The sequence below is a fragment of the Bacillus sp. 7884-1 genome (genome assembly GCF_002272245.1).
Taxonomy (GTDB): domain Bacteria; phylum Bacillota; class Bacilli; order Bacillales; family Cytobacillaceae; genus Neobacillus.
Genome location: NZ_NPDD01000062.1, coordinates 1 through 22,766, shown reverse-complemented (window position 1 = coordinate 22,766; position 22,766 = coordinate 1). Strand labels below are relative to the sequence as shown.

Here is a 22,766-nt window from a genome sequence, read left to right as displayed (position 1 = left end):
CCTACTTCATTGGGCTTTGTCCTTCTCAATCCTTGAGGAAGGGGGGATTCTGTCGGAAGCATGAAAAAATCAAGCAACCTTATATAGATTAGTAACTAGATATTTTAGGAGGGGCAATATATGTTAATAGGAAAAGTTGCGTTTATTACTGGTTCCGCAAGTGGAATAGGTTTGGAAATCGCTACGACTTTTGCACAAGAGGGAGCAAAAGTGGTCATTTCTGACTTAAATAAAGAAAAGAGTGACATGGTTGCAGAAGAACTGCAAGGACAAGGATATGAAGCTTTTTCTGCTCCATGTGATGTTACGGATGAGGAAGCATTCAAGAATGCTTTAGGCTCTGCACATAGCAGGTTTGGAAGAATCGATATTTTAGTAAATAATGCGGGACTCCAATATGTTTCTCCAATCGAGGACTTCCCTACTGAAAAATTTGAGTTTTTAGTAAAAGTGATGCTGACAGCTCCGTTTATTGGGATTAAACATGTATTCCCTATCATGAAAGAACAGGGCTTTGGAAGAGTCATCAATATGGCATCGATTAACGGTGTGATTGGTTTTGCTGGAAAGGCTGCCTATAATAGCGCGAAGCACGGAGTAATTGGTTTAACAAAGGTTGCTGCATTAGAGGGCGCAGAGCATGGAATCACTGTTAATGCTCTATGTCCAGGTTATGTGGATACACCTTTAGTTAGAAATCAGCTTAAAGACTTGGCAATCACAAGAAATGTTAGTCTAGACCGTGTAATCGATGATGTACTTCTAACACTTGTACCACAAAAAAGGCTGTTAGCAGTATCTGAAATTGCCGATTATGCATCCTTCTTGGCAAGTGATAAAGCTAGAGGAATCACTGGTCAAGCCGTTATTCTTGATGGCGGGTACACAGTACAATAACGAAAAGAAATCCTGCTCGGTTCCCCGAACAGGATTTCTTTTGTTGGAAAACTCTGTCTTGGGTAAATATTTACACATTTTGTTATACTTAACTTAAACAAAAACTGCTAGGGTGAAAAGCTATGAAACTAGGAACGGAAAAAATCCCATATCATTGGATTGAAGAAATTATTAATCTTGCGGGTGAACGTATTGTTGTGGTTGATCGGGAAGGCGTTATTCTTTATATCAATGCAGCTTATTGCGATTTTCTAGGTACCTCGGTTGAAAAAGCTATAGGAAAGCCTGTTCAAGATATAATTGAGAACTCAAGGATGCATATCGTCGCCAAAACCGGACAAAAAGAACTGGCAGCCCTTCATCCTATCAACGGCAGTGATATGATTGCCAACCGTTATCCTCTTATTATAGACGGTGAATTAGTAGGTGCCGTTGGAACTGTCATGTTTCGTAATCCCGAAGATTGGTTATTATACAAGAATAAAATTCAGCATCTCGTTGAAGAAGTGAATTATTATAAAACAAAAGCAGAGAAAAACGTTAAAAGCAAATATTACTTCAGTAACCTAATTGGGAATAGTCCTTCTTTCACTGCTGTCAAAAAATTAGCAGAAAGAGTTTCTAACAGTCAATCAGCTGTTTTAATACTTGGAGAATCAGGTACGGGTAAGGAATTGTTTGCTTCTGCCATTCACAATAATAGCACGCGTGCCTCTTTTCCTTTCGTGCCAATAAATTGTGCGTCTATTCCGGAGCATTTATTGGAATCGGAATTGTTTGGTTATGATGAGGGTGCATTTACTGGTGCCAAAAAAGGCGGGAAGAAAGGACAATTTCAAATTGCTAATCGTGGAACGATTTTTCTTGATGAAATTGGTGATATGCCGCTTGCAATGCAAAGTAAGCTATTAAGAGTCTTGCAGGAGCGGGAGATACTGCCTGTCGGTGCTCAAAAATCAATTTCTGTAGATGTCCGTATCATTGCCGCTACACATCGGAATTTAGAGGAAATGGTAGAAGAAGGAACATTTCGTCAAGATTTATATTACCGGTTAAATGTAATCAAAATTGAAATTCCCCCACTTAGAGATCGTAAAGGGGATATCGAGTTAATATCCATTAAACTATTAGAAAAGCTAGAAAGAAAATTCTACCGGAGAGGTATCAAGCTTTCCGCCGAAGTCGTAGAGAGACTCAATCAGCATAAGTGGCAAGGGAATATTCGAGAACTCGAGAATGTTTTAGAAAGGTCTATCAATGTTTTAGACGGGGATACAATAGAAATTTCACACTTGCCATTATATTTACGAGATTATGAGACAATAAGTGTTCCTAAAGTGTCAAACGTGGACGAATCGGTAATCGTTGCAGACATGCCTGTTCAGTCATTGAAGGAAACACTTGCACAAGTGGAAAAACAAGCAATCCTAAATGTTCTTTCTATTGCGAATGGTAATAAATTGGAAGCAGCAAGGTTACTTGATGTAGGGAAAACTAAATTCTATGAAAAATGTAAAATATATTCTATTCATTAAAGAGAAGGGTATCTTCCTATTGGGAAGATACCCTTCTTTGTGCGAATGGTCAAAAATTTCGTATAACAAGTAAAATTATTATTATAGTGAGGACAAGTAAATTTGATAAGATTTTTATGAAAAGGCTTACAGGTAAGAGAGGAGAGGTGAAGGCAAGGGAAAAGGTATATGGAGACGATACTTACTTTGTAGTTTAAAAAAAAGGAAATTCGGGGGGTAAATGATGAAAAGTTTAAAGAAAATACTTACTGCATTAACGCTTTCTGCGACATTACTTGCAGCAGGTTGTTCTAGTGATTCCGCAAAAACCTCTGGCTCATCCGGTAGTGATGGAGACAAAAAAGAAACAGTTTCCTTTACGTATTGGGGAGGGGACTTTGACAAGAAAAGAATGGAAGCCATTCGAACAGAATTCAATAAAGAGAATCCAGATATTGATGTTAAATTAATTCAGATTCCTTCTGATGGATATGATCAGAAATTACTGACATCAATGGCTGGCGGATCTTCATATGACGTTGTTCAGTTAGCAGAAGCATTTAATACGTATGCTGGCAAAGGAACATTAGAAGACTTGACACCATATATGGAAAAAGACGGAGTTTCTAAGGATGATTATTTCAGCGCAGGTATGGAAGCATACACATACGATGATAAAGTCATGGCAATGCCAATGCGTTTAGGTGCTATGATCATGTTATATAATAAAGATTTATTTGATAAAAATGGTATCCCTTATCCTACTGACAAGTGGACATGGGAAGATTTCCATAATGCAGCCCTTAAAATCACCAACAAAAAAGATGGAGTTTTCGGTGTTCAAGGTGTTGGAACTTGGTGGGCAAACTACATGGCTTATGTTGAATCATTTGGCGGAAGCTTAATGACAGAAGACCATACTAAGTTTAATTTGGATTCACCAGAATCAATAAAGGGACTTCAATTCATGCAGGATTTAATCTATAAGGATAAAGCTGCTCCTCTTGCTAGTGATATACCAAAAGGTGTTGATTTATGGACAAGCGGTAAGATTGGTATGTTAGTAGATGGTCCGTGGCATATATTATCAGCGATTGCAAACATTAAAGACTTCAAATGGGAAGTTGCTCCTATTCCTACAGGGGAAAAATTTACAACTCCGCTATTCTCTAATGCGTTTGCGATTCCAAAAGGATCTGAACACAAGGATGCTGCTTGGAAGGTTGTAAAGTTTTGGACAGGTGAAGTGGGTCAAACCATTTTGGCCAAAGAAGGTGGAGAAGTACCTCCTTTAAAATCAGTTGCAAACTCTGATGTTTACCTTAAAGTTCATGGAGATGCAGTAAACCTTCAAGCGCTTGTTACTTCAGTAGATGGTGCCTTCGTACCGCCAATTACATCAAAGTGGGGCGAAATCAACAAACTAGCAGATACTTACTTGGCTCCAATTTTTTCAGAAAATGCAGATGTTGAAAAACAACTAAAAGATATGAAGCCTCAAGTAGATAAAATGCTTACTGAGGCCCAACAGGCAAAGTAAAGAACGGGGAGGGTAGAGGTAATTACTTCTATCCTCCTATAAGTTAGGAGGGTTCTATGATGGCAAAAACAAAACAAGTATATTCTTCCATTTCCAAACATGAAAAGAGAAATTTTTGGATTTATATTTCACCCTGGATTATTGGTTTTCTAGCATTTACTGCAATCCCATTTTTTTCATCATTAGCTCTAAGTTTTATGCAGTGGGATATCATCACTCCTCCTAAATGGGTGGGATTTGATAATTATAAAGAACTAATGGAAGATAAGATTTATTTTTGGAATGCTTTGCGTAATACAATCTTTTATGCGTTGGTAGGGGTTCCACTCTCCGTGACATTAGGATTGCTCTTATCAATCTTGCTTTCAAAAGAAATTAAAGGAATAAATGCCTTCAGAATTATTTTTTACCTGCCGGCAGTGTTCGGCGGAGTAGCTGTCCTTATGTTATGGAGCTACTTGCTGTATCCAGGAACCGGAAATGGAGATGCTGGATTAATTAATGCAGCACTTGGATGGTTTGGAATTGAGGGTCCCGGTTGGTCTCAGAGTGAGTTTTGGTCTAAACCAGCAGTTATACTTGTAGGTCTATGGGGTGTAGGAGGAAGCATGATGATTTGGCTGCCAGCGTTAGCAGGTGTTCCTAAGGAACTGCTGGAAGCAGCTGAAATAGATGGAGCCTCAAGATGGAGAAAATTTTGGAGTGTTTCATTTCCATTGATAACCCCTGCTATATTCTTTCAAGTTACCATGGGAATTATTGGTTCCTTCCAAATATTTATGGAGCCAAAGATTATGCCTGGTAATCAAAAAGCATGGACAGACAGTTTAATGGTTAATTTATTTGACAATGCTTTTACTTTTTACAAAATGGGATACGCTTCTGCAATCGCGTGGATTCTGTTCATCATGATAATGGTATTGACTGTTATTAATCTAGTAGTCTCAAAGAGGTGGGTATACTATGAGTCAAACTAATTCGGAGGTCATTTCACAAGTTCATATAAATCAAAAAGCAAGTACGAGGTCAAAACTTCCGAAGATTATTTTGCGGTCCTTACGGTATTTGGTTCTAACTGTCATTGCAGCTGCGCTGTTATTGCCTTTGGTTTGGACCATTTCGGCTTCATTAAAACCGTCAAGTGAGATCTTTTCTGTTCCAATCCAATGGATTCCTTCTGAGTTTAAATGGGATAATTATTCCCGAGTTCTAAATATTTTTCCTATGTTTCAATATTCAGCAAATACGCTTATTATTACCATCAGCGCCATTATCGGACAAGTATTATCCTCCGTTTGTGTCGCTTATGGATTTGCCCGCTTTCGTCATCCGCTAGCTAATGTGGTATTCCTGCTTGTATTAGCAACCATGATGATTCCCGGACAGGTAACAATGATTCCGCAATTTTTAATGTTTAAAGAATTTGGCTGGATTAACACCTATTTACCACTAATTGTTCCCAACTTTTTTGCAGCTGCGATTAACATCTTTTTATTACGTCAATTTATTATGGGAATCCCAAAAGAATTGGATGAGTCCGCCAAAATGGATGGTTGCAGTTCCTTTGGAATTCTTACGAGAATTATCGCCCCAATGTGTAAACCAATTATTATCACGATCATGATTTGGACATTTAACGCCAATTGGAACGATTTCATGGGACCGCTTATTTACTTGAATGATCCAGACAAGTTTACCTTACAGCTTGGAATCTATAGTTTAAACGCGGGCCAACAGGGAATTACAGATTATGGTATGATGTTTGCCGCAACGTTAATAGCATTAATTCCAACTCTTTTGCTCTTCGCAGTAGGTCAGAAGTATTTTATGAGTGGAATTAAACTTGGTGGAGCCCTAAAAGGGTAAAGGAGAAGGGATTCTATGAATGTACAAGATAAAACAAAAACAGGTATTCAATTATCCAAAAATGGGATTGAAATTAATGGAGAGCCAACGGTTATCCTTTGTGCCTCTCTCTTTTATTTTCGCATTCCAAGAGATCTTTGGAAAGATCGTCTATTAAAAGTAAAAAAGGCTGGGTACAACTGTATAGATGTCTACTTTCCTTGGAACTTTCATGAAATGGAACAAAATGATTGGGACTTTACAGGAGAGAAGGATGTAGAAGCCTTTTTGCAGATGGCAGCAGAAGAAGGACTCTTTGTTGTGGCACGTCCAGGGCCATATATATGTTCTGAGTGGGATGGCGGTGCACTTCCTGCATACTTATTTTCCGATACAAATATGAGATTGAGAGATAATGATCCTGTTTTTCTAGAACATGTTAATCGATGGTTTGATCAGATCTTGCCCATTCTAAAAAAATATGAATTGGGACAAGAGGGAACCATCATTTGTGTTCAGCTTGATAACGAACTTGATTTCTATGGCTGCCAAGACCCTGAGGGGTATATTTCAGCTCTTCGGGACATGGCGGTAGTTCAAGGTTTAGAGGTTCCCTTAATTGCCTGTGCAGGTCAAGGGGATTTATTCTTAGCAACAGGAAACTCAACGGGTGTTATCCCGGCGTGTAATTTATATCCAAATGATCGAGAGCCAGAGTTTGAGGCTAAGGTTCATGCATATGTAGATACCCTAAGCGCACAAAATGTACCATTAATGGTAACGGAAACAAATAGATCTCATTTTTTACTGCGACGTTTATTGGCAGGTGGAGCAAAACTATTAGGACCTTACTTACAGGTGTCAGGAACAAATTTTGGGTTTACCAATGCAGCTAATAATTGGGGTGATCCGCTCGCGCTATTGACTTCTGATTATGACTTTGGAGGAATGATTTCTTCTACTGGAGAAGTACGTCCTGAAGCATATGAAGGCAGATTAATGAGCCGGGTGATACAAGCTGCAGGTGATTCATTGGCTCTGTCATCTTATACAAATGATCACAGCTTTACGTTAAGAGGAGCCTCCTCATATGAGGTGACAGGACCCAATGTCTTGCAGCTGCATGGCGGTGGTTATTTGTATTCCTTACCTAATGTTAGTAACCAAGAGCAAACTGTTGCTATTCATTTAGAAGGTAAAACCTTTCCGGAACATACAAAGCTGACGATTCCAGAGGGGGGCTGCCCCTTATTATTAGCTCAAACGCCGTTAAGTCATTGGGGTGTGCCGCAGGGAAGATTAGAATTTGCTTCTGCTGAACTGATTGATGCACAAACTCATGGCGATCAAACTAACTTTGTGTTCTCCGGGCAAGGGGAGTCGGAATTATCACTTTTTCTTCCAAATCTGGTGAAGGGTGAAACGAATGGTGATCTCCAGTTAAAACAAGAAGGAGACTTAATAACCTTTACAGCTCAAAGAAGTGCTGCAGGCTCTGCTAAACTCATCTTAACAACAGGCCAAATCCTTACTATTACATTGCTTCAGCGTGAACAAGCACTGAGATTAAAGGAAGTCCTAGTAGATGGACAATTAATTTTTGATGAGTTCACTACACAATCAATAGATAAGGAAATCCCTCAAATCAAATGGTCAGTTGCGGCTTTAAATAACGGTGCACCTGAATTAGGTGGAAACTCTCAACAACTTGGCTCCCATGCAGAATGGTTGGAAAACAGAGGGATATACAAAGGATATTCTTGGTATAAAGCTAAATTTACTTCACCAGAATCTAAAGGTGTATCAGGAGTTCTGCTGCAAGATGCAAGTGATATTTGTTCTGTTTATACGGACGACCAATATCATGGAACGGTTGTACCTGGCGGCGGAAGTTATTATATTCCGTTCGAGGCTGAAAAATCTAGCAGGGATATGAAGTTATTGGTTCGTTCTGAAATTTGGGGGCATTCCAACTTTGATGATGCCCGGCTGCCTGTTTTTCGTCTAAATGGGCAAAAAGGGTTAACGGGTGCAGTTGCCGTGACCGATATTCTAAAACTAAACAGTAATTGGCGCTTTAAGGAAGTTCGCACCTCTAATGAGCATCATTTATACACAGCTTTATCTTGTGACACTAAAAGCTGGCCGCTCATTAGCTGGAGTTCTTGGATGACAGAACATCATCCATCATATGGATATTATAGAAAAAGCTTCTCTCCATCTGCACATTCTAACACTTGGGTCCTTCACCTTCCGGGAGTAAAGTCTCTTGTTACAGTATTTATTAATGGGAACGAGGCAGGCAGGGTGAATCCATTAACCCCATATATAGACCTTACTCCGTGGGTTAGGGGCGGTGAGGAAGTACAGCTTACTCTATTTCTAGAAACCTATTATGGCTTAAGTAATGGAGCTGTAATCCTTTACGAGGGTGTAAAAGCGATAGATTGGGAGTTAACTTCTGCAAATGAAGCTGATTTATGGAACCAAGCTGTAAAGGAAAAATCATTAGCAGCCCCAACATCTTTACCTGTTAAGTTAGTTTCTGGGAGCAGTGCATGGTTATTTGGAAATCTTGATGGCATTGATCCAACAAGCTGTTGGAAGGTGTTATCCAGCGGTTCAAATATGAAGTTAACTTTGTATTTGAATGGTAGATTGATTGGCCGGATATGGAACCCGTCCAGTACTTCGAGACCTCAAATGAGAGGCGGGAATGATCAATTAACTTTTATCCCTGGCCCATGGATTCGCAAAGAAGGTAATACATTTGCTATTTTGTTAGAGTCTACAGAACGAGGCGAACCTGGTGTTTTAGAAGAGATACGTTTCTTACCAGTGATAGATGAATGGAAAAGTAGATAATGTAAAGTAGAATAAAAATGCAGCGTGGTAGTAAAAACAGTTAAGGAAGTGGACTAAATGTTTAAAGTAGATGGCTTAGTTCATCGTGTGTGCACCTGGATATATCGTTTTTCTTATTTAAACCTATTATTCTTAGTTAGTTGTCTCCCAATCATCACCATTTTTCCTGCTGCGGCAGCACTTTTTGGAGTGGTTAGACAATGGGTAAAAAAGAATGATCCTCCTGTTTTTACTACCTACAAATCTCTTTTTGTTGAAAATTTTAAGCAGAGTATGATAATCGGTCCAGCTGTGACAGGACTATTTTTGTTAATTTTTGCAGATTTCTATCTCATTAGTCGGATGCAAATCGGTGTAAAGGAAATTCTTTTTATTAGTTTAGTGATAATCAGCTTTTTTCTATTTATATCTGTCCTTTATCTATTACCTTTAATGGTTAATGGTTACTACTCATCTAAACAATTAGTGAAAAATGCTTTTCAGCTAGCAATATTTAAGCCTTTCATAACTTTGGTGAATTTATTGACCATAATTGGCTTGATTTTTATATCACTTCGATTTTCCTTTTTCTTAGTATTCTTTTTTTTCAGTGTTACAGCCTTTATTACGTATTGGTTTTCAGAAAAGAAGTTTATTCACGCTGCATTATCAGTAAAACAGTGATTAAAGTTTATCTAGCGGTGGAAGAGGAGATTGGTTCATAAGGAGCAAGTTGCTACCTAATTGAGGCAGTCTCCTTTATATTTATCAAATCAAACTCCCCCCCAAAATGAGATGTCAAATTTTCTGAAAAATAGTATAATAATTTATAAGAATTTGTAGAATCGAGGATTATTTTGTAAAGGTTTTCATTCAGAGTTAAATCTCCGGGGGGATGAGGATGAAGAAGATTTGGGCTTTCTTGATAGCTGCCGTACTATTTTCAGTCCTATTCACAGGATGTTCAGAAAGCGGTAAAAAGGCAGCGTCTGATTCGAAAAAAGACAATAAGGTCACGATAAAGTTCCATTCTCATGGAAATGAGGAATCCTACAACTGGAAGAACACCATTGAAGCTTTTGAAAAAAAATATCCAAATATCGATGTAGAATTAGCTATTCTTAGTGAAAAAGGAGACACGCAGGAAGCAGCCAAGAAATTAGGTCTTGCTGCAGCATCCGGGGAACAAATGGATGTAATCATGTTCAGTGAATCCGCTAGTTATTCCCAGAATGTAAGTATGGGTATGGCTGCACCTCTGGATGAATTTATTAACGAAGAAGGATACAAAGTTACAGAAGAATATAAGGTGGATACTCAAATAAACGGTAAATATTATGCGTTGCCAGGTAAATTTAATCCTTGGTTTGTTCTTTTAAATAAAGATCATTTGGATGCCGCAGGTCTTACAATCCCCAAGGATTGGACTTGGGAGGAATTCATGGACTATGCGAAAGCCATGACACGAGACGGGCATTACGGAACCTATTTCCACGGACCTCAGAATGGAAGCTGGCTGGAGTATCTGAGACTTGCACTTGCAAGTGAAAATGAAGATTCAGAATTTACTACAGAAGGAGGGAAATCTAATTTGGATCATCCCCTCTTTAAGAAGACACTTGAAATGAGAGTAAAGATGGAAAAAGAGGACCATTCAGCTGTTCCATATGAGGAGGTCCTTACTCATAAGCTTCATTACCGAGAACAGTTTTTTACTCAAGCTGCTAGCTCCATCATCATAGGAAGCTGGATAAATGCCGAGCTTGGAGGCACTGAACTGAATCCATTAAATTTCAATGTTACAGTTGCGCCTTTCCCAAAAAATGAAAAAGCTGATAAGGGTGGGTATACTCCAGTCACAACGGACTATATGGCGGTTGCTGCGAAATCAGAACATAAGAAAGAAGCATACACATTTATCCGATGGTACACGACAGAAGGTCAAATTATTCAAGGTAAAAACGTGCCGTCATGGAATAAGGTTAGTAATCATGATATTTCTATTATCATTGAAAGAATACTTAATGGAACAAAAAATCCTGAGAAAATTGATAAAAAATCACTGATAGATGTTTTAACAAACGCCAAATCCTCAAAGTTTGTTTCACCTGTTCCAAATCAGGCCGAAATTTATAAAGTGCTAAACGAAGAATATGAAAAATTAATTTTTGGTGAACAAAATATTGATAGGACGATTGAGGTTGCTCAACAGAGAGTACATGAAATTCTTAGCAACAATCAATAAACGGTTTGTCTATCGAGGGGTTTTTATCGTACCTGTACAACTCCGGTAGGAGGATTGAGGATTATGTGGAATAGGGTAAGGGATTTGTTGGTATCATCAAGTTCTTTTCGTTTTAAAGTTATGTTCATTTCTATCATTTGTCTTGTCATTCCAGCCACTTTTACCTTATTTATCTATAACTATTTAACGAAAGATACGATAAAGGAGCAGGCACATTCAAACGCAAATAGGGAACTCTCCATTGCCAATGAATATGTGGAAAGGCTTCTAGAAGATATGATGTACATAACAAACTTTATACAAGTCGATGCAGAAATGAATACGATACTAAAGCGAAAAATTAAGAGTACAAAAAGTCAAACATCACAACAGAAATACGAACAGTTTTTAGATGACAGTAAAATAATTAAAACACTTGAAAATATTACATTGGTTGGCGGAAAGTCGTATGTGACAATTCTCTTGGAAAATGGTATATCGTATACAAATTACTCTAACTATGAATTAAATCCCAAAGAAATATATATGGAAGATTGGTTTAAACAATTAAATAAAACAAAAGGTTATGAAACAGTGTGGATTAGCAGCCAGCCTACCATGTTTAAATCAGAAAAACCGATTAATCCCTACCAAATATCAGTTGCTAGGACATTAAGGGATGAAAGTTTAAATATTTACGGCTATGTAATTGTAACCATAATGGAAAATAAGATTAATCAAATATTCGAGAACATGAATGGCAAGGAAGAAATGATACTTTTAGATTCTTCAAACCAAATTATATCCCACACAAACGACAATAGAGTTGGAGAAAAGTTCAAATACAGTGATCAGCTTACAGAAAACTCGTCAAATATATTCGAGATTTCAAGAAAGGATTATTTAATAGCTGAACAAAAAATCTCATTTACCGACTGGAAGTTAGTATCGTTAATTCCCTATAAACAAGCAACAAATAAAATTAACACAATATTTAATAAAGTAGTGGCCTTTCAAGTTGTATTTTTCACGATTTTTCTATTCCTTATGACTTATTTCTTAAGATCAATTACAAAGCCAATTGTTCGTCTAGGCAATGTGGCAGACTTAGTACAGCAAGGAAATTTAAACATCCGCTCACATATTCAGGGGAAGGATGAGATAGGCAGACTGTCGTCGTCCTTCGATCAAATGCTTAATACCATCAATAAAATGATTCAGGATATAACAGCCACGCAGGAAAGAAAAAGGAAAGCAGAATTAGATATGCTTCAGGCACAAATCAATCCTCATTTCCTATTTAATGTTCTTAATTCCATTCGAATGAAGGTCATGGTAAAAGGAGATAAAGAAAGTGCTAATATGATTAGTTCCTTGTCAAAATTACTGCGTATGACAATAGCGAAAGACAAAGAAATCATCACATTTCAGGAAGAAGTTCAAATTGTCTTGGATTTTATTAACATCATGAATATGAGGCAAAAAGAAAAGGTGGATGTAGAAATAACCATTCATGAAGCAGCAAATTTAATCATGATTCCAAGGTTTATTCTTCAGCCAATTATTGAAAACAGTATCATACATGGTCTAAACCAGAGTGCAGGCAAGATAATCGTCAATGCGGAAATGACAGAAAATGAAGTAATCATCATTATAGAAGATAATGGCGGAGGAATGGATGAGCAGACATTATCTCAACTAAAAAGGAAGCTAATCCACTCTCACACTCTAGATAATAATACATCAAAAAATAATAAAGGGTTCTCGTCGATAGGAATATCAAATGTATATGAACGAATGTATATGACTTTTGGCCAGGAATTCAAAATGGATATAAACAGTGAATTAGATAAGGGAACGCAAGTCATTATGTCCATCCCTAAAGGAGGCAGGAGACCTAATGTACAAAGTAATGCTAGTTGACGATGACTATCCAGTAATAGAATTATTGTCTGAGGCAATTGAGTGGGGAAACCTGGGAGTAACGCTTCAAAGTACGCACGAAAATGGTGCAGCTGCCTTCGAAAAAGCTATGTATGAGATGCCTGATATATTAATTACAGATATCGGCATGCCGAAGATGAACGGGATTGAACTAACGAAAATGCTAAAAGAGCTAAATCCCCAATTGCAGATTGTCATTTTATCGTGTCATTCTGAATTTAATTTCGCAAAGCAGGCATTAAGGCTGCAGGTCCAGGATTATTTAGTAAAGGACATGTTTGATCCTGAAGACCTGTGCCAGGTAATTAAAAGGATAGTAGATAACCTTGAAAAACAAAAAAAGAAAGACATTAAGCAGGTTCAATTACAACACTTGTTGGATAAAAATAAGAACAGCATGAGGGAAAGGTTCATCAAGAAAACCATCAATCAAGCATCAGTGGATGAAAAAGAGTGGCTAAATGAGGCTGAATCTTTAGGACTTCAGTTAGATCGAACAGCATACACAGCTTCAATGGCAATAATCCATGATTACAATTTAGAAAAAGAAAGATATCTATCAGAAGATACTTTAACATTTGCCATTCAAAATATCGTCTCAGATATTATAAAAGATTCTAAATCTGAAGCAGTTTTCTTTAGTTTCGGGGCAAAAGAAATTCTACTGTGTTTTCCGAATCTACATAAACTAAAAAAAGGCTCCTTTGATGAAAAAAAAGAATGTATCCAAAAAATTCAAAAGGCATTAAAAAATTATTTTAATATAAATATATCTTTTATGATGGGGAAAAGTTTCTCAAGCTTTACTGAATTGAGAAATGAATTAATTCTTTTACAAAGTGCAAAACATCAGCGGTTTTATATGGCTCCAGGAACAATCAGCAAAAGAGAAGTGGTACAGCCTGAAAATGATGACTTGTTTTCGAAATATGATGAAGCAGCTTCAGAATTTAGAGAGTTAATGGTCGTAAAAGATGAAAGTATGATAACCCCTATTGTTACCAAATGGATCACTTTCATTGAAGAAAAGAAGTTTCATCCTGAATTGGTAAAGGAATGGATGTTGAAACTGCTTCTAGATTTTAAGGTTAAATTACAGGCACTGCAATTATTTCGTTCTGAATATATAGTGGAGGGTCTGCATAATAAGATTATTTTGAGTAATAATTTATCTGAATTAAAAGTGCTGCTCATTGATTTCTTTAAATCCCTTTTGAAGCGTTCTCAAGCTGCTTATAGTCAAACAAAGCGAAGTGAAATTTTGGATGCCATCGGTTACGTCTCTAGAAATCTAGAAAAGAGAATCAGTCTGGAGGAGGTATCCAGCTACTTATTTTTAAATCAAAGCTACTTTAGCCGCCTGTTCAAGAAAGAAGTAGGTGAAAACTTTGTTGAATTTGTTACCAAAATGAAGATTACCAGGGCTAAGGAATTGCTTGAACAAACGCCTGATTCTGTAGGGAAAATTTGTGAACGTCTAGGATATGATAACCAAAGTTATTTTATTAAACTATTTAAAACCCATGTAGGGGTAACACCTATTGAGTTTCGAAGCGGGAAAGTATCTGCAGGGTAAAGTCCAGATTAAGTTCTGGGCTTTTTTTTCGCCTGCACTCCGCGTATTATGATAAAAAGTAAAATTAATAGAGTTTTCAGTAAAAATAATTGCATAGTATTATATCTATTAAATATTATAATGATTTGTAAGCGCTTTGAAATAAGAGTGAAATAACTCCTTGAAAGGAATTAATAAACAAATGAGACATCATACATTCGCAAAAACACCTCCATTAGGCTGGAATAGCTGGGATTGTTACGGTGCAGCCGTTAGGGAAGAGGAAGTAAAAGGAAACGCTGACTACTTGGCTGAACATTTAAAACCGTTTGGCTGGGAGTATGTAGTGGTAGATATTCAATGGTATGAACCAGGTGCAGTCTCTTCGGTATACCGCCCATTTGTACCATTGGAAATGGATGAGTATTCTAGGTTAATTCCTGCCGTAAACCGGTTTCCTTCTGCAGAGGGAGGTAAAGGGTTCAAACCCTTAGCTGATTATGTACATAACCTGGGATTAAAATTTGGTATTCACATCATGAGAGGAATTCCGAGGCAGGCAGTTCATGCGAATACACCAATTTTAGGAACAAATGCTGGGGCAAGAGATATAGCCCATCCAAATTCTATTTGTCCATGGAATACGGATATGTATGGGGTCGATGCATCAAAAGAAGGGGCACAGGAATATTATAATTCCCTTTTTCAATTATACGCAGAATGGGGAGTAGATTTTGTTAAAGTGGATGATATTGCCGCCTCGAGACTTTATCACATTCATAATGAAGAAATCGAACTGATTCGAAAAGCCATTGATCACAGCGGGAGAGATATGGTCCTAAGCCTATCGCCAGGGCCAGCACCACTTGAATATGCAGAGACCCTAAAGGCGAATGCCAACATGTGGAGAATGACGGATGATTTTTGGGATCAGTGGAGCCTGCTCTATGGAATGTTTGAAAGATGTGAAAAATGGGTTGAGCATTCTGCTCCGGGCCATTGGCCAGACTGTGACATGCTGCCTCTAGGTCATATCGGCATCCGTTCTGTTGATGGAGGCGGCAGTGACCGCTGGACGCGCTTCACCAGAGATGAACAAGTAACAATGATGACTCTTTGGTCTATTTTCCGCTCGCCGCTGATGTTTGGCGGAGAACTTCGTGACAATGATGAATGGACCCTTTCATTACTTACCAATAAAGAAGTATTGGAATTAAATCAAAACAGCCATAGCAAGCGTCTTCTTTACCGTCAAGATGATAGGATTGTCTGGACCGCTAAAGATAGACAGAATCATACCTTTGCGGCCCTTTTTAATGCAAGTGATGAACCTGCATTGGTACGAGTAACGTTGGAGCAGTTAGGTCTCTCATCCTCAGTAAGTATGAGAGATGTCTGGAAACAGGAAGAGCTGGGTCATGCCCTAGATTTGATTAGCCAAACTCTGCCGCCACATGGATCAATGCTACTTAAGCTTTATTGATTGAATCGTTTAAATACCTACTACTAGTTCATATGGAGGTTCTTGTTAATGGAAAATAAAGTAATAATCAACTCCGATATCCCAAAAGGAAAGATAAATAAAAATATTTATGGACATTTCGCTGAGCACCTTGGGAGATGTATCTATGAGGGGATTTGGGTGGGGGAGAATTCTTCCATTCCAAATACGAAAGGAATTCGTAACGATGTGTTAGCGGCATTGAAGAATATTAATGTCCCTGTGCTTCGATGGCCGGGCGGCTGCTTTGCGGATGAATACCATTGGAAGGATGGCGTCGGCCCAAGTGAAAGTCGGAAACGTATGGTTAACACACATTGGGGCGGTGTAGTTGAAAATAATCATTTTGGCACACATGAATTTATGCTTTTATGTGAGCTGTTAGCATGTGAGCCTTATATATGTGGAAACGTCGGAAGTGGAACTGTCCAAGAAATGTCAGAGTGGGTTGAATACATGACTTTTGAAGGCGAATCTCCAATGGCTAACTGGCGCCGGGAGAATGGTCAAGACGAGCCCTGGGAATTAACCTATTTTGGTGTCGGGAATGAAAACTGGGGCTGCGGAGGAAACATGCGTCCTGAATATTATGCAGACCTATACCGCCAGTATCAAACCTATGTAAGAAACTATGGGAATAACAAAGTTTATAAAATTGCAGGCGGCGCCAATTCTGATGATTATAATTGGACGGAAGTACTAATGAAGAATGCCCACTGGTTAATGAATGGATTAAGTCTTCATTATTACACGGTTCCAGGTGAGTCTTGGTCCAATAAAGGATCTGCTGTCGATTTCCCTGAAGCCGAGTGGTTCCAAACCATGAAAAAGGCCCTTCATATGGATGAATTAGTAACAAAACATAGCACCATTATGGACAAATATGATCCACAAAAACGCGTTGGATTGATTATAGATGAGTGGGGGACATGGTTTAACGTTGAGCCGGGAACGAACCCAGGATTCTTATATCAACAAAACACCATCCGCGATGCATTGGTCGCAGGTTTACACTTTAACATTTTCCACCACCACTGTGAGCGTGTACAAATGACGAATATTGCTCAAACGGTCAATGTGCTGCAAGCCATGATTTTAACAGAGGGTGAAAAAATGATTCTTACACCAACTTATCATGTGTTTGACATGTACAAGGTCCATCAGGATGCTGAGCTATTAGCGGTTGAATCTTCATTTGGCACTTATGAGTATAACGGAGAGGCTGTACCACAAGTAAGTGTATCTGCATCTAAGAATGCCGAAGGAAAAGTTCATATCAGTCTTTGTAATATTGATCCTACTAACAAAGCAGTATTAGATATTGACCTTCGTGGGATTAATGCTGCAGATACAAAAGTTTCAGGAACAATCCTCACGGCTGATACGATGAATGCTCATAATACATTTGAGCAGCCTGATGTCGTAAAACCAACAGAATTTACTAGTGTAACAGTTGAAAATAACAAATTGACTATTAATCTTCCAGCCATGTCTGTTGTTACAATCGTTTTAGAGTAGGTTTGGTTTTCCTATTGCCAAAAAAATATAACGCAAGAAGTCGGGCAAAGTCTTTAAGATAAAGACTTTGCCCGATTTAGGTGAAATCTAAAGATATGTTCAGGTAGTGGGTTTCCTTACAGAATGTTCCCAACATATTGTTTTCGAAATTGACTGGGTGATAGTTTTTCTAGTTTTTTAAAGACCCTGCTAAAATATGCAGACTGGGTGAATCCGCAAACTTCTGAAATTCTATCCGTACTCCAATCTGTTGAAAGCAGCAGAATCTTAGCTTGGTCTATACGAATTTTATTAATATATTCAATCGGCGTACAGCCAAAAGCCTCGATCATACATCTTGCAATATGATTAGGATGGAACCTGAGGGCATGGCCAAGATCTTCGTAAGTGACCTTTTGGGCATAATTTTTCCTCAAATAGACAGCAGCTTTTTCTGCGACTGCAAATGCAGGCATAGAGTTTGCTAACTTCATATGCGTTGAAAGCTCCTGAAGTAATTGTTGAAAGAGAATTTGACGCTGCCATTCTCCAGTGTAGATTGACTCATCTTCAGAAGAAATAATTTTCGAGCATAGATGTTCGATTGTTTCCAAATTTGATAATTTACAATACTGAGGCAGTGTAATTCCGAAAGGATTTTCAACAAAAACGTTTCTTCGCTCTCCAGTTGCTTTTTCATCATATTGGAAGGGTTTAGACATCGTTAGGTCCTGCCAGCCTTTGGAAGCAGTGAAATGAAACCAAAAAAAGTGAGTAATTTGGTCACAGGGTGATATAGAAAAATGATGCCGGTCGGGATATAGGATTAGAGTATCCCCGCTGCTAACCTGGAATTGTTGGTCATCTTCACCCATATGCAATCGTCCTTCTGTGACAACTAACAAATCAAAAACACCAATCTTGTTACGATTTATATGTGATTGTCCAATATCAAAAGTATTTTGACCAGCAGCAACCAATGTTGGCAGGGGAGGGGCAAATAATTGAAGCATTTCTATCTCCTTTTGTGTTAGGATTGTGCAAATTTTTGTTATGATTTTGCATTTTATTCTTTAATTATAACCATATAATAGGTTCATAAATGTTTTATTTTTGTTACTAGGATAAAAGAATTAGAGTTAAATATAAATACATATAATGGGAGTTACGATAATAATATGTATTTATGTTTAAGCATCGGGGAGGGATTAAGTGAATGATGCAAAGCATGCGCTGGGTATGGGGGTATATAAGGGATTTTCGAATAAGGTTATTTTGCGGCCTTTTTCTAGCATTAGTGGTTTCTGTGCTAAATATGCTTAACCCCTATTTTGCTGGGAAAATCGTTGATAAGGTTATTTATGGCCAAGAGAATGAACGATTATGGATTTTTTTAGGTTCAATGATTGGCATAACCGTCATTAAGACAGTCGTTCGCTATAATTATCAGTTAATGTTCGAGCGAGTTTCCCAAAGTGTCATCTTCACCATACGGGAAAAATTATATGACACACTGAACCAATTAGATTTTAGGTTTTTCGATCAGACAAAAACAGGAGATATCATGGCACGAATGACAGGGGATTTAGAAGCTGTCAGGCATTTTACTGCGTGGACAATTTACATGATATTTGAGAATATTACGATCCTGCTATTTGCCATTGGGTTTATGTTCTATATTCATCCGCCGTTAGCTTTAGCTATGCTTGCGGTTACACCGATTATTGGATTCTTTGCCATGCGTTTATCCTTTACGGTCAAACCAACGTTTTCAGCCATTAGGGGACAGTTTGCGAGGTTAAATTCAGTTGTGCAGGAAAACATTAGCGGAAATCGAGTTGTAAAGGCCTTTGCTAAGGAAGGGTACGAAATTGAAAAGTTTTCAAAAGAAAATGAAGCCTTCAAGGAGAAGAATCTTGCCTCCTCAAAAGTCTGGGAAAAGTATTTGCCTATTCTCGATTCACTTGCAGGAGTATTAACAGTGGTAATGATCGTAGTTGGAGGATACATGGTCATTAAACAGTCTCTGACTATGGGTGAGTTGGTCACGTTTAATTCATTAATTTGGGCATTAAATAATCCAATGCGAATGGCTGGGTGGTTACTTAATGATGTCCAAAGGTTTGTTGCCTCGGCTGAAAAAGTGGAAGAATTATTAAATACAGAACCAGAAATAAAGAATGAAACAAAAAGGTACAATGTTAAACAATTCAAAGGTGTTGTGGAATTTGACCAAGTTTCCTTTAGTTATGGGGACGAACAAGTATTGAATGATATAAGCTTCAAGATTAGACAGGGACAAACGGTAGGCATTATCGGACCTACAGGGGCCGGTAAATCGACATTAGTCAATCTTCTTAGCAGGTTTTATGACGCTTCCAAAGGGGAAGTAAGATTGGATGGACTTAATGTAAGAGATTGGGATATTCATAAATTGAGAAATAGCATGGCTACAGTTATGCAGGATATATTTCTTTTTTCAGATACGATTGAAGGAAATATAGCTTATGGGAACCCAAATGCCTCCTTCCATGCTGTTCAAGCTGCGGCTAAAATGGCAGAGGCGGATGATTTTATTTCAAAGCTGCCAGAGGGGTACGATACCATTATTGGAGAACGGGGAGTAGGTCTTTCCGGAGGACAACGGCAACGGATTGCATTAGCGCGGGCGATATTAAAAGATCCATCCATTTTAATTTTGGACGATACAACATCCGCGTTGGATATGGAAACTGAGATGCGCATCCAAAGAACCTTAAAATCATTTCTAAAGGAAAAAACCTGTTTTATTATTGCTCATCGTATTTCTTCAGTAAAGGATGCAGATTTAATTCTTGTAATGGAAAATGGCACAATCATTGAAAGAGGGAATCATAAAGAATTGCTTGCGAAAAAAGGAAGTTACTTTAAAGTGTTTAAAAATCAAGTTGGAAATTTTGATGGTGTGCATGACCTTGAGGAGGTGAACTATCTCAATGGCTCGCAATAAATTTGATGTGGATGAAGAGTTGGAATCTCCATTTAGTTTTATACAGCTTAAACGGTTGATGGTCTATTTAAAGCCATACAAAAAAAAGATCCTATTTACTGTTTTTATCATGTTGTTTGCCAGCGGGGCAAACTTAATTGGACCGTATCTAATCAGTAAAGCCATTGACGAGGAAATTCCGGCCAAGGATTTAGGCGGATTAATGGTTCTTGCAGGTATTTACTTAATCGCCATAATCATCACTGGGATATGTATGAAATATAAAATTAGAATGATGTCCCAGATTGGGCAAAGTGTCATTGTCCAGATTAGGAAAGACTTGTTCACTCATTTACAAAAGTTATCATTTACCTTCTATGACAGCAGACCGCATGGGAAGATTTTGGTGAGGGTGGTAAACTACGTAAACTCCTTAAGTGATTTATTATCGAATGGATTAATTAATTTGATTACTGACCTTTTCAGTCTTCTCGTGATTCTAGGTTTTATGTTAGCGATTGATGTAAAGTTAACCCTTTTGGCGATGATTGGGTTTCCAATCCTTGCAGCCGTTATCCTGCTAATTAAAAATGCCCAGCGGAAAGCATGGCAGGTGTTAAGTAACAAACAATCCAACTTGAATGCTTATATTCATGAAAGTATTAATGGCATTAAAGTGACACAAGCTTTTACAAGGGAAGAAGAAAACAAACGAATTTTCAGTGAAGTATCTGATAGTTATAGAAGCTCGTGGATGAGGGCAGTGAGAATTCAGTTCCTGCTCTGGCCATCGATTGAAAACATTTCAGTACTTACGACCTCACTCATTTATGTTGTCGGCATCTCTCTTATTGGTGATGGAGTAACAGTTGGAGCATTGGTTGCTTTTGTTGGGTACATAGGAATGTTTTGGGCACCAATAGCGAATATCGGGAATTTTTATAATGCTATTATTAATGCTACGGCATATCTAGAAAGAATATTTGAAATGATTGATGAAAAACCGACAGTTAAAGATCTTCCGATTGCGTCTGAGCTTCCTTTAATAAAGGGTAAAGTGGAGTTCAAAGATGTTACGTTTGGGTATGAAGAAGGAGAGAAAATCCTTAAAAACATTAATCTAAATGTGAATTCTGGTGAAACAATTGCTCTAGTTGGAGCTACTGGCTCAGGAAAGACTACGATAGTCAGTTTACTTAGTCGTTTTTATGATGTAAGCAGCGGCACGATTGAAATAGACGGAGTTGATATTCATTCGGTAACCATTGCCTCTCTTAGAAAGCAGATGGGTGTCATGCTTCAGGATCCTTTTATTTTCTCAGGTACGATTATGGATAATATCCGTTATGGACGACTTGATGCTACAGATGAAGAAGTGATGGAAGCAGCGAAAGCTGTCCAGGCTCATCCATTTATTAGTGGATTGTCTGAGGGGTATAAAACAGAGGTAAATGAAAGAGGCACAAGACTTTCTACTGGACAGAGACAGTTGATTTCGTTTGCACGAGCGCTTTTAGCTGATCCTAAGATATTAATTCTTGATGAGGCAACATCATCCATAGATACAGAAACAGAGCTTGCCTTACAAAAAGGACTAGAAACACTGTTAGCAGGGAGAACATCCTTTATTATTGCACATCGTCTTTCCACCATACAAAATGCAGACCGTATCCTTGTTATTGATAAAGGAAGAATCATAGAGGAAGGTTCTCATAAAGAATTGATAGGACAAAAAAGTTACTATTGGAAGCTGCATCAATCACAGTATCAATCTCTAGAAGTGGGATAAGTCAAAAAAAGTAAGAGTGTAAAGTAAAGTGACCCAATAGGGAATTTTCCTTTTGGGTCACTTTCGTTTATAAGCATAGGATGGTCTTTCCTAAAGGAGGAAGCAAGTAACATGTACAAAGTAATGCTAGTTGACGATGATTTTCCAGTAATAGAAATGTTGTCAGAAATGATTGAATGGGAGCAACTGGGAGTAACACTGCATAGTACACACGAAAATGGCAGAAGTGCATTTGAAAAGGCTTCCGAGGAGATGCCGGATATATTAATTACCGATATTGGGATGCCCCGAATGAATGGGATTGAACTGACTAAACAGTTAAAAGAGATAAATCCGAACTTACAGGTAGTTATTTTATCCTGCCATACGGAATTTAAATTTGCCAAACAAGCATTAAATCTAAGAGTGCAGGACTATCTAGTTAAAGACATGTTTGATTCAGAAGAATTTTGCCGAGTAATCAAAAAAATAGTAGAAAACCTAGAAAAACAAAAAAAGAAAGACTTAAAACAAATTGAATTTCAACAGATGGTGAATGGCTTCGGTTGAAATTACACCTATTGAGTATCAACTTGGAAAAGTGCGGTTAGTTAGTCTAGCCCCAACATGGCTAGATTTTTATTGATAATACTGTGTTAAAGGTAACTG

The 22,766-nt window shown here is 37.9% G+C and carries 16 protein-coding genes; 15 read left to right on the top strand and 1 reads right to left on the bottom strand.

The annotated features are described in order from the left end of the window. The first annotated feature begins 120 nt into the window (after positions 1-120). The 12 genes from CHI06_RS08015 (at position 121) to CHI06_RS07960 (ending at position 17,382) form a co-directional block, all read left to right on the top strand. Entirely contained in the window at positions 121-897 is a 777-nt protein-coding gene (locus CHI06_RS08015; protein ID WP_095247903.1) for a 3-hydroxybutyrate dehydrogenase, read from the top strand. A gap of 122 nt (positions 898-1,019) precedes the next feature. Beyond that, positions 1,020-2,432, top strand: a complete 1,413-nt coding sequence (locus tag CHI06_RS08010) for a sigma-54 interaction domain-containing protein (RefSeq protein WP_095247902.1) — start codon at positions 1,020-1,022, stop codon at positions 2,430-2,432. A 223-nt stretch (positions 2,433-2,655) separates the two neighbouring features. Continuing rightward, positions 2,656-3,951, top strand: a complete 1,296-nt coding sequence (locus tag CHI06_RS08005; RefSeq protein WP_179292558.1) for an ABC transporter substrate-binding protein — start codon at positions 2,656-2,658, stop codon at positions 3,949-3,951. Between the two features lie 56 nt (positions 3,952-4,007). After that, positions 4,008-4,928 carry a carbohydrate ABC transporter permease gene (locus CHI06_RS08000; RefSeq protein ID WP_095247900.1) on the top strand — a complete coding sequence of 307 codons (921 nt, stop codon included), beginning with the start codon at positions 4,008-4,010 and terminating at the stop codon, positions 4,926-4,928. Then, positions 4,915-5,817, top strand: coding sequence for a carbohydrate ABC transporter permease (locus CHI06_RS07995; RefSeq protein WP_095247899.1), 903 nt, complete (start codon positions 4,915-4,917; stop codon positions 5,815-5,817). The genes CHI06_RS08000 and CHI06_RS07995 overlap by 14 nt, the downstream gene beginning before the upstream one ends. A gap of 15 nt (positions 5,818-5,832) precedes the next feature. Next, entirely contained in the window at positions 5,833-8,661 is a 2,829-nt protein-coding gene (locus CHI06_RS07990) for a beta-galactosidase (RefSeq protein ID WP_095247898.1), read from the top strand. Between the two features lie 57 nt (positions 8,662-8,718). Next, positions 8,719-9,324, top strand: coding sequence for a YesL family protein (locus tag CHI06_RS07985; RefSeq protein ID WP_095247897.1), 606 nt, complete (start codon positions 8,719-8,721; stop codon positions 9,322-9,324). 211 nt (positions 9,325-9,535) lie between these two features. Continuing rightward, positions 9,536-10,885, top strand: coding sequence for an ABC transporter substrate-binding protein (locus CHI06_RS07980; protein WP_095247896.1), 1,350 nt, complete (start codon positions 9,536-9,538; stop codon positions 10,883-10,885). A 63-nt stretch (positions 10,886-10,948) separates the two neighbouring features. Continuing rightward, positions 10,949-12,787 (top strand): sensor histidine kinase, encoded by a 1,839-nt coding sequence (locus CHI06_RS07975; RefSeq protein WP_095247895.1) that lies wholly within the window; start codon positions 10,949-10,951, stop codon positions 12,785-12,787. Then, entirely contained in the window at positions 12,765-14,384 is a 1,620-nt protein-coding gene (locus tag CHI06_RS07970; RefSeq protein ID WP_095247894.1) for a response regulator transcription factor, read from the top strand. Before CHI06_RS07975 ends, CHI06_RS07970 begins: the two co-directional genes overlap by 23 nt. A 181-nt stretch (positions 14,385-14,565) precedes the next feature. Then, positions 14,566-15,846: a glycoside hydrolase family 27 protein gene (locus CHI06_RS07965; protein WP_095247916.1), complete on the top strand. Its 1,281-nt coding sequence runs from the start codon at positions 14,566-14,568 to the stop codon at positions 15,844-15,846. Positions 15,847-15,894: 48 nt separating this feature from the next. After that, positions 15,895-17,382: an alpha-N-arabinofuranosidase gene (locus CHI06_RS07960; protein ID WP_095247893.1), complete on the top strand. Its 1,488-nt coding sequence runs from the start codon at positions 15,895-15,897 to the stop codon at positions 17,380-17,382. A 116-nt stretch (positions 17,383-17,498) separates the two neighbouring features. On the opposite strand, the gene CHI06_RS07955 is transcribed toward CHI06_RS07960, so the two are convergent. Beyond that, a complete protein-coding gene (locus CHI06_RS07955; protein WP_095247892.1) occupies positions 17,499-18,374 on the bottom strand; it encodes a helix-turn-helix domain-containing protein in 876 nt (291 codons plus the stop codon). Positions 18,375-18,580: 206 nt separating this feature from the next. Between CHI06_RS07955 and CHI06_RS07950 the strand changes: the two genes are divergently transcribed. The 3 genes from CHI06_RS07950 to CHI06_RS07940 all read left to right on the top strand — a co-directional run bounded on the left by CHI06_RS07950 (position 18,581) and on the right by CHI06_RS07940 (position 22,667). Beyond that, positions 18,581-20,350, top strand: a complete 1,770-nt coding sequence (locus CHI06_RS07950) for an ABC transporter ATP-binding protein (protein ID WP_095247915.1) — start codon at positions 18,581-18,583, stop codon at positions 20,348-20,350. Then, positions 20,337-22,118, top strand: a complete 1,782-nt coding sequence (locus CHI06_RS07945; RefSeq protein WP_095247891.1) for an ABC transporter ATP-binding protein — start codon at positions 20,337-20,339, stop codon at positions 22,116-22,118. The genes CHI06_RS07950 and CHI06_RS07945 overlap by 14 nt, the downstream gene beginning before the upstream one ends. A gap of 111 nt (positions 22,119-22,229) precedes the next feature. Further along, complete coding sequence (locus CHI06_RS07940; RefSeq protein WP_095247890.1) at positions 22,230-22,667, top strand: response regulator; 438 nt, start codon at positions 22,230-22,232, stop codon at positions 22,665-22,667. Positions 22,668-22,766: the final 99 nt, after the last annotated feature.

Coding starts and splice junctions, on each gene's coding strand:
- CHI06_RS08015 (WP_095247903.1), top strand. CDS start 121: ATGTTAATAGGAAAAGTTGCGTTTATTACTGGTTCCGCAAGTGGAATA.
- CHI06_RS08010 (WP_095247902.1), top strand. CDS start 1,020: ATGAAACTAGGAACGGAAAAAATCCCATATCATTGGATTGAAGAAATT.
- CHI06_RS08005 (WP_179292558.1), top strand. CDS start 2,656: ATGAAAAGTTTAAAGAAAATACTTACTGCATTAACGCTTTCTGCGACA.
- CHI06_RS08000 (WP_095247900.1), top strand. CDS start 4,008: ATGATGGCAAAAACAAAACAAGTATATTCTTCCATTTCCAAACATGAA.
- CHI06_RS07995 (WP_095247899.1), top strand. CDS start 4,915: ATGAGTCAAACTAATTCGGAGGTCATTTCACAAGTTCATATAAATCAA.
- CHI06_RS07990 (WP_095247898.1), top strand. CDS start 5,833: ATGAATGTACAAGATAAAACAAAAACAGGTATTCAATTATCCAAAAAT.
- CHI06_RS07985 (WP_095247897.1), top strand. CDS start 8,719: ATGTTTAAAGTAGATGGCTTAGTTCATCGTGTGTGCACCTGGATATAT.
- CHI06_RS07980 (WP_095247896.1), top strand. CDS start 9,536: ATGAGGATGAAGAAGATTTGGGCTTTCTTGATAGCTGCCGTACTATTT.
- CHI06_RS07975 (WP_095247895.1), top strand. CDS start 10,949: ATGTGGAATAGGGTAAGGGATTTGTTGGTATCATCAAGTTCTTTTCGT.
- CHI06_RS07970 (WP_095247894.1), top strand. CDS start 12,765: ATGTACAAAGTAATGCTAGTTGACGATGACTATCCAGTAATAGAATTA.
- CHI06_RS07965 (WP_095247916.1), top strand. CDS start 14,566: ATGAGACATCATACATTCGCAAAAACACCTCCATTAGGCTGGAATAGC.
- CHI06_RS07960 (WP_095247893.1), top strand. CDS start 15,895: ATGGAAAATAAAGTAATAATCAACTCCGATATCCCAAAAGGAAAGATA.
- CHI06_RS07955 (WP_095247892.1), bottom strand. CDS start 18,374: ATGCTTCAATTATTTGCCCCTCCCCTGCCAACATTGGTTGCTGCTGGT.
- CHI06_RS07950 (WP_095247915.1), top strand. CDS start 18,581: ATGCAAAGCATGCGCTGGGTATGGGGGTATATAAGGGATTTTCGAATA.
- CHI06_RS07945 (WP_095247891.1), top strand. CDS start 20,337: ATGGCTCGCAATAAATTTGATGTGGATGAAGAGTTGGAATCTCCATTT.
- CHI06_RS07940 (WP_095247890.1), top strand. CDS start 22,230: ATGTACAAAGTAATGCTAGTTGACGATGATTTTCCAGTAATAGAAATG.